The organism is Hydrogenophaga sp., from assembly GCF_028698005.1.
GTDB lineage: Bacteria > Pseudomonadota > Gammaproteobacteria > Burkholderiales > Burkholderiaceae_C > Hydrogenophaga.
In genome coordinates this window covers 1-12,929 of record NZ_JAQVEJ010000079.1, presented here as the reverse complement: position 1 = coordinate 12,929, position 12,929 = coordinate 1, and the positions used below count along the sequence as shown (strand labels likewise).

At 67.9% G+C, this 12,929-nt stretch carries 14 protein-coding genes; all 14 read left to right on the top strand.

All coding sequences use genetic code 11. The annotated features are described in order from the left end of the window. Positions 1–6 precede the first annotated feature (6 nt). Positions 7–177 carry a Flp family type IVb pilin gene (locus tag PHQ87_RS09410; protein WP_300233335.1) on the top strand — a complete coding sequence of 57 codons (171 nt, stop codon included), beginning with the start codon at positions 7–9 and terminating at the stop codon, positions 175–177. A gap of 19 nt (positions 178–196) precedes the next feature. After that, the gene (locus PHQ87_RS09405) at positions 197–739 is read left to right on the top strand and encodes an A24 family peptidase (RefSeq protein ID WP_300233333.1); all 543 of its coding nucleotides are present in this window, start codon (positions 197–199) and stop codon (positions 737–739) included. Positions 740–748: 9 nt separating this feature from the next. Then, the gene (cpaB, locus tag PHQ87_RS09400; protein ID WP_300233330.1) at positions 749–1,762 is read left to right on the top strand and encodes a Flp pilus assembly protein CpaB; all 1,014 of its coding nucleotides are present in this window, start codon (positions 749–751) and stop codon (positions 1,760–1,762) included. Between the two features lie 23 nt (positions 1,763–1,785). Continuing rightward, complete coding sequence (locus PHQ87_RS09395) at positions 1,786–3,300, top strand: type II and III secretion system protein family protein (RefSeq protein WP_300233328.1); 1,515 nt, start codon at positions 1,786–1,788, stop codon at positions 3,298–3,300. A gap of 20 nt (positions 3,301–3,320) precedes the next feature. Next, complete coding sequence (locus PHQ87_RS09390) at positions 3,321–4,634, top strand: histidine kinase (protein WP_300233326.1); 1,314 nt, start codon at positions 3,321–3,323, stop codon at positions 4,632–4,634. A 6-nt stretch (positions 4,635–4,640) separates the two neighbouring features. After that, positions 4,641–5,975 carry a CpaF family protein gene (locus tag PHQ87_RS09385; protein WP_300233325.1) on the top strand — a complete coding sequence of 445 codons (1,335 nt, stop codon included), beginning with the start codon at positions 4,641–4,643 and terminating at the stop codon, positions 5,973–5,975. Continuing rightward, positions 5,968–6,915, top strand: coding sequence for a type II secretion system F family protein (locus PHQ87_RS09380; RefSeq protein ID WP_300233324.1), 948 nt, complete (start codon positions 5,968–5,970; stop codon positions 6,913–6,915). The genes PHQ87_RS09385 and PHQ87_RS09380 overlap by 8 nt, the downstream gene beginning before the upstream one ends. A 5-nt stretch (positions 6,916–6,920) precedes the next feature. Continuing rightward, on the top strand, positions 6,921–7,871 hold the full coding sequence (locus PHQ87_RS09375; RefSeq protein WP_300233323.1) for a type II secretion system F family protein: 951 nt from the start codon (positions 6,921–6,923) through the stop codon (positions 7,869–7,871). Between the two features lie 10 nt (positions 7,872–7,881). After that, positions 7,882–8,781 (top strand): tetratricopeptide repeat protein, encoded by a 900-nt coding sequence (locus tag PHQ87_RS09370; RefSeq protein ID WP_300233321.1) that lies wholly within the window; start codon positions 7,882–7,884, stop codon positions 8,779–8,781. A 10-nt stretch (positions 8,782–8,791) separates the two neighbouring features. Then, on the top strand, positions 8,792–9,199 hold the full coding sequence (locus PHQ87_RS09365; RefSeq protein WP_300233319.1) for a DUF3613 domain-containing protein: 408 nt from the start codon (positions 8,792–8,794) through the stop codon (positions 9,197–9,199). A gap of 6 nt (positions 9,200–9,205) precedes the next feature. Beyond that, complete coding sequence (locus tag PHQ87_RS09360) at positions 9,206–9,712, top strand: TadE/TadG family type IV pilus assembly protein (RefSeq protein WP_300233317.1); 507 nt, start codon at positions 9,206–9,208, stop codon at positions 9,710–9,712. An 8-nt stretch (positions 9,713–9,720) separates the two neighbouring features. Continuing rightward, positions 9,721–10,212, top strand: a complete 492-nt coding sequence (locus tag PHQ87_RS09355; RefSeq protein WP_300233316.1) for a TadE/TadG family type IV pilus assembly protein — start codon at positions 9,721–9,723, stop codon at positions 10,210–10,212. Between the two features lie 69 nt (positions 10,213–10,281). Next, positions 10,282–12,429: a TadG family pilus assembly protein gene (locus PHQ87_RS09350; protein ID WP_300233314.1), complete on the top strand. Its 2,148-nt coding sequence runs from the start codon at positions 10,282–10,284 to the stop codon at positions 12,427–12,429. Between the two features lie 59 nt (positions 12,430–12,488). Next, positions 12,489–12,929: pilus assembly protein TadG-related protein (locus tag PHQ87_RS09345; RefSeq protein ID WP_300233313.1), on the top strand; the 441-nt coding region annotated here is incomplete at its 3' end.

Here is a 12,929-nt window from a genome sequence, read left to right as displayed (position 1 = left end):
ACCGCCATCGAGTACGGCATCATCGCCGGGCTGATGGCTGTGATTCTTGTGTTCGTTTTTACTGATGACACAACTGGTGTCAGCGCCATCCTTGAGGGTCTGTTCGGCAAGATCAAAACAGCCGTTGATGGAGTGAGCTTCGGCGGCGGCACCAGCGGCGGCTCCACTGGCGGCTGATTCATCAATCCGATCCACCATGCTCGCCGGCTTCGTCCTGTTCCTGCTCGCCATCATGGCCAGCGACTTCGCCCGCCGCCGCGTACCCAACAGCCTTGTGCTGCTGGGCGCAGCGGGGGCGTTGCTGGCCCTGTGGCCGGGTGCCCAGCCCTTTGGCCTGGGCTGGGCGCAGGCGCTGGCCGGCGGCGGCGTGGCCTTCGGCGCGTTGCTGCTGTGCTATGCGCTGGGCCTCATGGGCGCGGGCGACGTCAAGTTCGCCGGCGCGCTGGGCCTGTGGACCGGCCTGGCGCCGCTGTTGTTCATCTGGGCCGTGGCCAGCGTGCTGGCCGGTCTGCACGCCGCGCTGTGGCTGGCCTTGCGCCGCTGGCCGGTGGCGCCCCGGCTGTTCCTGGCCCTGTCCTCCCCCCGAATTGCGCGGAACGGTGACGGCAAACGCAACACCGCCACACCGGCCCGCAAGGCACGGCACGTGCCGCTGGCCGCCTACCTGGCCATGGCCACCCTGATCTGGATCGCCGGCGGCCGCGGTAGCGCCCCGGCCCTTGCTGCTCCACTTTACTAGGCAACCGCCATGCTCCGCTTCTCCAAGATCATTGCCGTCGTGCTGGTGCTGCTGGCCATGGCCCTGGGCGTGTACGCCTGGATGCTCAGCCGCCAACCGGCACCACCGCCGCCCACCGCCGCCAGCACAGCCCCCGGCAAACCCGCCGAGCCCACCTGGCCCGTGGTGGTCGCCACCAAACCGCTGCCGGCCGGCCAGCCCATTGCCGCCGACGCCGTGCGCGTGGTGCAGCTCACCGTCAACCCCGCGGGGGCCTTCCAGAGCGTGGCCGCCGTCACCGGCAAGGTGCCTGTGCTCGACCTGGGCGAAGGCAGCCCGCTGCTGGCCGGACAGATGGCCACCGGCCTGGCGCTCAAGCTCGAAGCCGGTGAACGCGCCGTCGCGGTCAAGGCCGACGAGGTGCTGGGCGTGGGCAACAACGTGCGCCCCGGCGACTACGTCGACGTGTTCTTCACCCTCAAGGCCGACGGCAAGGACGTGGACCGCAGCCAGACCCGCCTGCTGATGGCGCGCAAGCGCGTGCTGGCCTACGGGCAGGATTCACTCGACGCCCTGCCCCCCGACGAGTCGGCCGCCGACGGCGCCTCCGGCGGCAGCCTGATGGCCAAACCGCGCAACAGCAACACCAACCGCCGCCCGGCGCAGGCACGCACCGTCGTGCTGGCCGTACCGGTGGACGACGTCAACCGCCTGACCCTGGCCGAGGCCAGCGGCAGCCTGCTGCTGGCGCTGCGCAACCCGACCGACACCAGCGAGCCCGATCCAACCCTGTTTGCCCAGTTGCCCCCGGCCTTGCAGCCGCTGCCGCCCAAGCCGGGCACCACGCGCGGCCCGCTCACTGGCATTGACCGTGCCGTGGCCGGCCTGGCCCGGCCCGACCTGGTGGCCGGCGGCGCGGCCAACGTGCGCCGGACGGCGGCCTCCCCCACCGGGCGGGTCGCAGGCCAACCAGGGGCGCAGCGACCGGCCCGCACCGAAGTTGAAATCATCCGCGGCGACCGCCGCGACACCGTGCACTACTGAACAACCAGAATGGAGCATCCGCGATGCGCCGACGCCTGACCTTGCCCTTTCCCCTCCGCCCCTGGCTGGGCCTGTTGCTGTGCGGCACCATGCCTCTGGCGGCCCCCGTGGCCGCCACGGCCCAGGCCGTTGTCGCCGCCAGTCCCCAGACCCTGAGCCTGACCGCCGGCACCCAGCACGAGCTGGTCATCGACAAGGGGGTCGGCCGCATCGCCATCGGCGACGAATCGGTGCTGGGCGTGACGGTCACACGCCAGACCAAGGGCTCACCCGCGGCACGCCTCATCCTCACGGCCAAGGGGCCGGGCAGCACCACGCTGCTGGTGTGGGAACAAGGCAGTACACGTGCCACCACCTACCAGGTGGAGGTCCAGCGTCGCCAGGCCGTGATCGAGGGCAGCTTCACCGACGCCGCAACACGCCGCCATGCCATGGCCCAGGCACTGTCCACCTTCGGTGACAAGACCACCGCCATCGACCGTTCCACGCTCGCCCTGAAGAGCCACACCGTGCAGGTCGAGGTCAAGATCGTCGAGCTGCGCAAGAACGTGCTCAAACGCGCGGGCATCAATTTCTTCAGCGCCGCCAGCAACCGGCACGGCTTCACCTTTGGCGTGTCCACACCGGGCAGCGGCAGCCCCTCGTTCGGCGTTGGCGTGCAGTCGCAGCTCAACAGCAGCAGCAGCAACAGCCTGGGCAGCGCGGCCAACACCAGCGCCAGCAGCGCGGTGTCGGCCATCAACGGCAGGAACTCGCCCGTCACCGAGACGCTGAGCCACACGGCGGACCATCTGTCCAATACCGCGTCGGCCGCTGGCGCCGCCGCGGCCACCACGCTGGCCTACAGCCTGGCCTCGCCGGTGGTCGGCGCCTTCAACCTGCTCGGCTATTCCAGCAAGGCGGGCCTGGGCGCGGCACTGGGTCTGCTGGAAGGCAATGGCCTGGCGCGCGTGCTGGCCGAGCCCACGCTGGTGGCGCTCTCGGGCCAGAGCGCCAACTTCCTGGCCGGCGGCGAAATCCCCATTCCCATTGCCCAGGGGCTCGGTACCGTCAGTGTCGAATACAAGCCCTTCGGCATCGGCCTCACCGTCTCGCCCACGGTGCTGGCCAACAACCGCATTGCCCTCAAGGTCGCACCCGAGGCCAGCGAGTTGAACTACGCCCAGGCCGTCCAGCTCAATGGCACCGTCGTGCCGGGCATTTCCACCCGCCGCGCCGACACCACGGTCGAATTGGGCGACGGCGAGAGCTTCGTCATCGGCGGGCTGGTGTCGCGCCAGACGGCCTCCAATATCGACAAGGTGCCCCTGCTGGGCGACATCCCGGTGCTCGGTACGCTGTTCAAGAGCATGGAGTTCCAGCGCGACGAGAGCGAACTGGTCATCATCGTCACACCCCACCTGGTGCAGCCCATGGCCCGCGGCACGCTGCCCGACACCGCACTGCCCGGCAGCAATGAGCAGGACCAACCGGGGGTGTGGCGCAGCTACCTCGGGGGTGCGGCATCGGACGACCTCTTGCCCGGATTCTCGCGGTGAACGACAGCCCGGGCCCTGCCATGACCTCCCTGCCCCCTTATGGCAACACCACGCTACTGGGTAATGCGGTGTTTCTGCACGCCTCAGACACGCGCCAGCACACGGCCTGGCTGGCCAGCGCCCTGAGCGGCCACGGCCTGCTCAGCTCGGTGCCGCTGGAAGAGGTGGCCCTGATGGACGCCATCGGCCACAAGCGGGCCAAGGCGGTGTTCCTCGACTTCACCGGCGACCAGGCCGAACGCAGCGCCCTGCTGGCCAGCGCCTTGAGGCGCACCTGGCCCGAGCTGGTGCTGATCGCCCTGGGGCATGCCAGTCAGACCCAGGGCACCCTGGCGGCCTTGCGCGCCGGCGTGGACGATTTTGTTGACCTCGACGGCCCCGGCGAGGGTGTGGTGCCGCTGCTGCGCGAGCGCCTGGCCCAGCGCGAAAGCGCCCGGACACCGGCGGCCAGTGGGCGCAAGCTGGCCCTGCTCGGTGCGCGCGCCGGCCTCGGTGTGAGCACGCTGGCCTGCAATCTGGCCGCCAGCGTACAGCAGTTGCGCGCCCGGGCGCAGCGGCATGCCGGCAAGGCCGCATCGGCCACGGTCGACACGCGCAGCCAGCGCCAGGGCGTGGCCCTGCTCGACCTGGGTCTGCCGGCGCGCGATGGCCTGCTCTACCTGGGTCTGCAAAGCAGCTTCAGCTTTGTCGACGGGGTGCAGAACCTGCACCGGCTCGACCAAACCCTGCTGGACTCCGCCCTCGCCCGCCACGCCAACGGCACCGCCGTACTGCCGTTGCCCGCCGACCTGACGCAGGTGCGCGACATCTCGCACAGCCAGTCGGTCAACTTCACCCGCCTGCTCAGCGACTATTTCGACCTGCAGATCATCGACCTGGGTGGCTTCACCACGCCCGAGTTCCTGGCGCAACTGGTGCGCCAGGCCGATCAGGTCTGGGTCGTGTGCGACCAGAGCATCGGCGCCATTGTCTCGACCTCGAACCTGCTGCGCGAGCTGCGCGATCGCGGGGTGGATACGGCCGCCTTGTCGCTGGTGGTCAACCGTTTCGAGCCCGGTGTCGATCTGCCGGCCCAGGACATCGCCCGGCAGCTCGACCTCCCCCTGGCCTACGTGCTGCCGGCTCGCCGGCAGTCCCTGCTGGCCGCGGCCACCCGGGGCAAGCTGGTCGTGCAGGATGCCCCGGGCGATGCATGGTCCCAGGCCGTCGCCGACATGGCGCGCGCGTTGCTGCCGTGGATCGATGGCGGCGAACTGGAACGCCCCGCCGCCGATGCTGGCGGCGCGCCCACCTGGGTCAGCCGATGGCTACGGCCCTGGAAAACCCAAGGATGACGCCCCATGCCGATGGACGTTGAATTTTCCGACAGCAACCAGGCGTTTCTGAACTCGCCCGAGTTCCAGACCGTCAAGGCGTTCATTCACGAACACCTGCTCAACCGCATCGAGGAACTGGGCGCCGAGTTCGGCCGCTGGTCGCGCAGCACGATTGCGCAATTCGTCAGCCTGGAGTGCGAAAGCCTGGTGCGCCTGCACCGTGTACCCATCAACGCGCAAGAGACGCAACTCGTTGCCGAAGCGCTGACCAAGGAGTTCGCCGGCTTCGGTCCGCTCGAAGACCTGCTGGAAGACCCCGCCGTCGAGGACATCCTCATCAACGGCAGCCGCCAGGTCTACGTCTCGCGCCGGGGTGTGCTGCAGCAGGAGCAGATCCACTTCGCCGACAACGAACACCTGATGCGCATCGTGCGGCGCATCCTGGCGCCCATTGGCCGACGCCTGGACGAGTCCAACCCGATGGTGGATGCGCGCCTGAGCAACGGTGGTCGTATCAACGTGATCATCGAGCCGCTGGTGATCGACGGACCCGCCGTCTCGATCCGCAAGTTCCGCAAGGATCCGCTGACCCCCGAGGCACTGCTGCAGCTCGGCACATTCGACCTGGCCATCGCCCAGTTGCTGGAGATGGCCGTACGCGCGCGCTGCAACATCCTCATCAGCGGCGGCACCAGTTCGGGCAAAACCTCGCTGCTCAATGCGCTGGCCAATTTCGTGCCCACCAACGAGCGCGTCGTCACCATCGAAGACACGGCCGAACTCGCGCTCAACCACCCGCACGTGGTCCGGCTGGAAAGCCGCCCCGGCGGCTACGACGGTGCCGGGGCCGTCAGCATCCGCGACCTGTTGCGCAACAGCCTGCGCATGCGCCCCGACCGCATCATCGTCGGTGAAGTGCGCGGTGCCGAAGTCACCGAGATGCTGCAGGCCATGAACACCGGCCACGATGGCTCCATGGGCACCATCCACGCCAGTTCGCCACGCGAATGCCTATACCGCCTGGAAATGCTGGCCGGCTTCGCCGGCTTCCAGGGCAGCGAGATCAGCCTGCGCCGGCAGGTGGCCAACGCCATCGACTTCATCGTCCAGATCGCGCGCCTGCCCAACGGCAGCCGCCGCATCGTCTCGATCACCGAAATCACCGGCCTCAACGACAACGTGATCGCCATGCAGGAGCTGTTCCGCCACGAACTGCAGGCGACACCCGATGGCCAGGAGCGCGACCGCTGGGTCACGCTGGGTATCCACCCGCACTCGCCCAAGATCGCGCGACTGCGCCAGTCGCTGCAGCGCCAGCAAATGCGCCAGCACCTGCAGGATGGAGACCAGCATGGCTAAGGGTCTGCTCGTCCTGGCCATCATCGCGCTGCTGATGGCCGCCGCCGGCCTGCTGCTGTGGGACTACAGCACACGCCGCCAGGCCCGCCTCAAGGCACGCCGCCACATCGAGGCCCAGTTGGCACCCGAGCCGGCGCCGGCCGTGGCGCTGGGCGACTTGCGGTTCGGCGCCCCGCTGCCCGAGCCGGAAGCGGAAGAACCTGACTCGGTGCTCGAGCGCCTGCCCGTGCCGGGCTGGGCGCAGGGCGCCGTCACGCCCGAACTGCTGTACGGCGGTCTGGCCGTCATTGGCGTGCTGTTCGTGCTCGCCTGGCTGCTGACCGATGCCCTGCGCGCGGTCGGCCTGGCGGTGCTGTTGCTGCTGGGTGGCGTCTTTGTCATGTGGCTGCGTGTACAGAAGATGCGGCGCGAGCTGGTGCGCCTGCTGCCCGGCTTCCTGGACATCCTGGTTCGGCTGGTGGCCGTGGGCAACTCTATCCAGTCGGCGTTCCAGACCGCCGTGGGCAGCACCAAGCAGCCCTTGCGCGCGCACCTGGACAGTGCCCTGGCCATGGCGCGCGCCGGCTTCGACCTGGACCAGGCGCTGCTGCAGGTCGCCCGCAAGGTGCAGGTCCCCGAGATGTTCCTGCTGTCGGCCATCGTCGGCCTGAGCGCACGCTACGGTGGCCGCTCGGAAGCCCTGCTGGAACGCGTGGGCAACTTCATGCGCGACCGCGAGGAATCCGAAGAGGAGCTTTCGGCGCTGACGGCCGAAACCCGCCTGTCGGCGTGGGTGTTGGGTCTGCTGCCTATCGTGGTGGGCGGGGCCCTCATTCTGATCAATGGTGACTACTTCGCGCGCATGTGGAACGACCCCACAGGGCGCAACCTGGTCTACGGTGCCGCCGGCCTGCAGTTGGCGGGCATCGTCCTGCTGTACCGGCTGGCCAAACTGGACTGAACGGCATGAATCCGCTGCACCTGTCCATCCTTGCCCTCCTGCTGCTGGCCGCGGCCCTGCTGCTGGTGGCCGGACTGATCCTGCGCCGACAGGCCTCGCGGGGCCAAAGCGCACGCACCATCGAGCGTGCCCTGGCCGACGCCGCCGTCATCGACCGCGATGCGGCAGACGGCAGCGAGGACGAGCTCGCCTTGCTGTACGGCGACCAGCTGCCCAGCCACTGGCTCAACAGTGGCCTGGGGCGCGCCCTGGTCGCGGACGAAGATCGCAAGCTCATTGCCCAGTGTGGCTTCCCCTCGACCAAGGCACAACTGGTGCTGCTGGCCTCGCGCTGCATACTGGCCATCGCCCTGCCGCTGCTGGCCCAGGCCCTGCTCGGCCGCGAAGGCCAGGCCTTCAGCAGGACGGTGCTGCTCTACGGGGTGGGTTTTGGCATCGGCTTCATGCTGCCCAAGTGGATCCTGGGCAACCTTGCCGCCAAGCGCCGCAACAAGGTGAGCCTGGAGCTGCCCCTGTTCGTCGATCTGCTGGGCCTGCTGCAAAGTGTGGGGTTGAGCCTGGACCAGAGCCTGCAGGTGGTTGCCAACGATTTCCGCCACGTGCTGCCCATCATCGGCACCGAACTGGACGACGCCAACCGTCAGTTCAGCCAGGGTCGCACGCGCGAACACGCCTTCCGGCGCATCGCCCATCTGCACGGCAACCACAACCTGGCCGACCTGGTGACACTGCTCATCCAGGTGGACCGTCACGGCGGCGCCGTTCAGGAACCGATTCGCCAGTTCAGCGAGCGCTTGCGCCTGCAGCGCCGCATGGACATGAAGGCACGCATCGGCAAGATCACCGTCAAGATGACGGTGGTCATGGTCTCCACGCTGCTGCCGGCGCTCATTCTGGTGGCAGCCGGACCCGGCTTCCTGGCCATCGGACACGCCGTCTCGGGCATGGGCCGGTGAGGATGCAGCCATGAACATCAATGCCCCGAGCACCCACCGCCACACCCCGCCGATCCGGGGTGCCAGCCTGTCGGCGCTCGCCCTGGCGTTCGCCCTGGCACTGGGCGGCTGCGCCGTGCCGCCCCGGGACGGTGACAATCGCTCTGACCCGCCGGCCACGCCCAGCCTGGAAAACCCCGCCACCCACGCGGCCCTGGTGCGCCAGATGCAGGACAAAGGCATGTGGTACGCGTCACTGGCACACATCGACGCGCTGGAGCAGCGCTGGGGTGCCAGCGACGACAGCCGCCTGCTGCGTGCCGAAGCCCTGCGCCAGACCGAGCAACTCGATGCCAGCGTACGCCTGTACGAGCAGCTCACACGCTCATCCCTGCGTGCCGCCGGCTGGCGGGGGCTGGGCCTGATCGCCGGTGCGCAGGGCCGCTATGCCGAGGCGGTCAGCCACTTCGAGCAGGCACGTCAGGCCAGCCCGACCGACGGTCTGCTGCTCAGCGACCTGGGCTTCGCCCTCATCATGGCCCAGCGCTACGACGACGCGCGTCTGCCCATCATGCAAGCGTCCCAGTTGCTGCCCCAGCACCCCAAGGTGCGCAGCAACCTGGCGCTGTACCTGCTGGTGCAGAACCGCCCCGAAGACGCCCGCCGCTTCATGGACGAGGCCGGGTTCAACCCCGCCACGCGGCAAGCCATCGAGCGGCTGGCACGTGGCCTCGGACATGGCACGGACGCCTCCATGGCTGGCGCAGCACCCAGGTCACCGTCAACCCCAAGCAGCCCCTCCCGGCGGTTCGAGCCGGAGCAGGAAGCCCTGGTGCTGCGCAGCAGCCTGCAACTGAGCCGTGCGCTCACGCTTGAGCCCGGCGCCACCCAGGCCCCACGGCCAGCGTCCTCCCGAACGAGCCAACCGTAAGGACTTCACCATGCACGCCAACCACGCCACCCCTTCCCGCACCTGGCACCGCCTGGCCCTTCTGGCCACCAGCCTGGCCCTGGCCACGCCCCTGTGGGCGCAACAGCCTGCCGCCGACGCCGCCACCCCGGCCCCCACGTCCGCCGAACCCGGGGTTCAGACTGTCGAGGAACAAAGTGCCAGTGCCCAAAATGACGAGGTGCTGACGACCGAAGCGTTGCAACCCCAGGCCCTGCCCATGGGACAGGCCACGCGCGGCTTGCTGCAGCGCCAGCGCGAAGGCAGTGTCGCCGCCAGCGCCGACCCCCAATCCCTGGACGGTCCGATGGTGGACAGTGCCCGCCAACGCTACCTCAAGAGCTTCGAGCAGCCCCTGCCGGTCTGGTTTGGCCGACAGGTGAAGACACCGGCCAACTGACCACGCATGACCGCCCGACCGCACCTTCGTCAGCGACGATGTCCGCGCCTGCGCCCGGTGGCACGGGCGCAGCGGGGTGTCTACGCCATCGAGTTCGCTTTCACGTTCCTGCTGCTGTTCGGGCTGATCTACACCATCATCTGCTACGGCATCCTCCTGACCTACCGGATGGCGCTGCAGAACGCCGCCGAGGAAGGCGCGCGCGCGGCGCTGCGCTACCAGCCCGACATCACCGCGCGCCTCGCCGAAGCCGAAAACGTGGCCAGGCTGCGCGTGCAAGGCTGGTGGCCAGGGGCGCTCGATGCCCCCGAGCCCAAGGCCGACCTGGTGCAGGAAGGCGCCATCTGCGGGCCGGAATGGGCAAACCGCTGCAGCATCCAGGTGTCCATCACCATGGACCTGGTCGATGACGACAACGGCAAACACCTGTTCGCCCTGCCCATGCCCGAGTTCGCCCTGCCCGACAGCCTGACCGGTCAGGCCAGCGTGTTGCTCGAAGGGGGTGGCACATGAGCATCGGCATGCCATCAGCCCTGCAGCGCCAACCCCAGCGCGGCGTGGCGGCCATCGAGTTCGCGTTCGTCATGGTCGGGCTGTTGCTGCTGCTGTTCGGTCTGGTGACCTTCGGCGTCGTGCTCTACACCCAGCAGACACTCTCGCGCGCCGCCGAGGACGGCGCCCGGGCCGCGCTGATGCAGCCGGCCTTCCTGGCGGGTACCCCCGACGAGGTGAACGCCGCCATCGACAACGTGAAGAACGCGGTGCGCGATTCGCTGGCCCGCTCCCTGGTCGTGCCCGGACCGGGCGGCAGGACGCCGCAGGGGCGGCGCGAATGGGTGGCGACCCACGTCACCGTGGATATCCCGCCGCCGGCGGCATCGACCGTCACGATCACCGTTCGCTACCCCTACCGCACGGTCGGCAACCCTTTTCCCGACGTTCCACTGCTGAGCGCCAGCACGTGGATTCCCGACATCCTGGAAAGCCACGCCACGGCGGCGCTGCCCATCTGAGGCGGAGCCGCTCACGAGCAGGCGGACAAGCTGGCTGGCACACAGGAAGCAAGACAAGGGAGAAGCACGATGACGACGACGGCCACACAGCAAGGACGGCATCAGGCCTGGGGCATCCGCGCCCGCCGGACACCTGGCGCGCGGCAGCGGGCCAGAGGCTCGGTGGCCATCAGCGTGGCCATCGTCTTCGGCACCCTCATCGTGCTGTTCATCGGCATTGAGCTGGGTTACCTGTTCTACCAGAAGCGCGAGTTGCAAAAGGCGGTGGATCTGGCGGCACTGGCCGGGGCGCAAGCATTGGCACCAACCTCATGCGACGCGGCGCGGCAGGCGGCCAAGGCCAACGCCAATGGCAGTGGCGAAAACGATCCGAAGCGCAACCTGCCCAAAGGCTTCGTGCTGGCTGACGAAGACATCATTTGCGGGCGCTGGGATGCGGCATCGGCGGCCGAGCGGCACTTCGAAGCCAACCAGACCGAGTTCAACGCGGTGCACGTCACGAAAACGGGCGCCCCGCCATCCTTGCTGCCATTTTTTCCAGGCAGCCGCCACATCCACGCGGATGCGGTGGCGTCCGAGCACACGCCACTGGCCTCGTTTTCCGTGGGCAGCAAGCTGGCCGCGGTGGGTGACTCGCTGCTGGGTGATCTTCTCAAGACCATCGGTCTGGACCTCGTGGGTACCTCGCTGGTGGGCTACGACGGCCTGGCCGACGCGACCATCACCCCCGGTGGCCTGCTCGCGGCACTGGGCATTCCCGTGGCCGCCGACATCGACATCGGCGAGTTCAATACCCTGCTGGCCGCGCAAGAGGTTTCGCTGGGCGTTCTGCTGGACGCGGCGGTCCACTTGGCCGGACAGGACAGCCTGCTGGACACCAACGCGGCGCTGCTGCAGGCAATCGAAACCAAGCTGGGCATCAGCGACCTGCTGGTGCGTCTGGGATCAGACGCCACTGCGTCGGGCCTGTTCGCAGAGGTCGTGGCGCCAACCGCGTCGGCCGCACTCAACACGAGTGTCAACGCGCTGGACCTGATCCACACCGCCATCGGCGTGGCCACCAGCCACCGCGCCGTGGACCTGGACTTGGGCCTGCTGCCGTCCAATGTGGTCAATGCCAAGGTGGCGGTAATCGAGCCACCCTCGATCGGCATCGGTGGCGTGGGTGCCACCGCCTACACGGCGCAGGTGCGCACCTTCGTGAACATCGACACTGGGGCACTGCCCCTGATCGGCAACTTGTTGCGCCTCAAACTGCCGCTCATCATTGACGTGGCCAACGGCCAGGGCACGATCACCGAGCTGTGCACGGCCGACCTGCGCACGCACGACGGCATTGACCGCGCCGAGATCGAGGTGGATGCCTCGGTGGCCAAGATCTGTGTCGGCAAACTTGACGAGCCGCTGTTTTCCACCAGTGCCAGTTGCGAAGATGGTCTGCAAAACGAACAGCTTCTCAAGGTGAGCTTGCTCGGCACGGACTTGATTGCCCTGGACACGAACTTCAAGCTCAACGCGTTTCGAAGTGGCGGAAGTGTGGTCCTAGCCGAAGGCGAAAGTGCCACGATCGGCAACAACCTTCTGCTGGGGACTACAGTTGAGGAAATTACCAACGGCTTGCTGGGAGCATTGTTGTTCCAATCATTGTACGAAGGTGATCCTCTCACCCCCGGACAAAGTGCAGAAATGGCAGCCGAGCTCTGGGAGAAGCATGGTGGAGCGTGTCCTAGCCGCCAATGCCGCGTCGATCGACTGACAGACGTAAAAAACGAAATGGAAGCCGTCACCTCGGGGTTGAGCGGATTTCTTGGCAATGTCCTACTCGACACGCTGGGGATCGTCGGTGACCTCCTGACCCTGGATCTGGGTGGTCTCCTTCAGGGTGTGGGAAGCGTCGTTGGCGGACTCCTGGGTGGCCTCGGCGACCTGATTGGAGGAATCATCGGTGGTTGTACTGCGCTCATTGGCTCGAGCGATGCAGCGTGCAAGGCCGAAATCGCATCGCTGCTGGACGACCCTCGCAGCGGCAACCGTCCACCCAGCGGTCTTGTGACGGTGGTGGGGTTCCTTCTTGATCTCCTCAAGCCCGTCTTCGATACCGTTGGCAGCGGAGTCATCACGCCGCTGCTGACCCAAGTGCTGGGCGTAAACCTCGGGCAAATCGACGTTGAACTCAAGACCCTGGACTGCAAGGGGCACGCCGGCCTGGTGTTCTGATCCGATGACCACCATGCCCAACCCCTCACCGCTCCATGGTCAACCGGCCCGGCTAGAGGGTGCGCACGGCCGTACTCGCGCACGGCAACGAGGCGCACCCGCTGAGCGCGCGCCTGCAGCGGACAACGAACGACTGGGAGCACGCGACAACAACAATGACCCTCATCATGTCCTCCAAGCACCCCGATGACCGGCGCGCGCGGCAAGCCCGACGGTGGCGACAATCGGGCTCGGTCACCATCACCGTCGCCATCGCCTTCAGCACCCTCCTCATCCTGCTCATCGGCACCGAGCTGGGCTATCTCTTCTACCAGAAGCGTGAGCTGCAAAAAGCGGCAGACCTGGCGGCGCTGGCCGCCGCACAGGCGGTCGATCCGACATCCTGCGATGGCGCACGCGACGCGGCCAAAGCCAACGCCAATGGCAGTGGCGAAGGCGACCCCCTGCGCAACCTGCCCAAGGGCTTCACCCTGAGCGACGAACACATCGTCTGCGGGCAT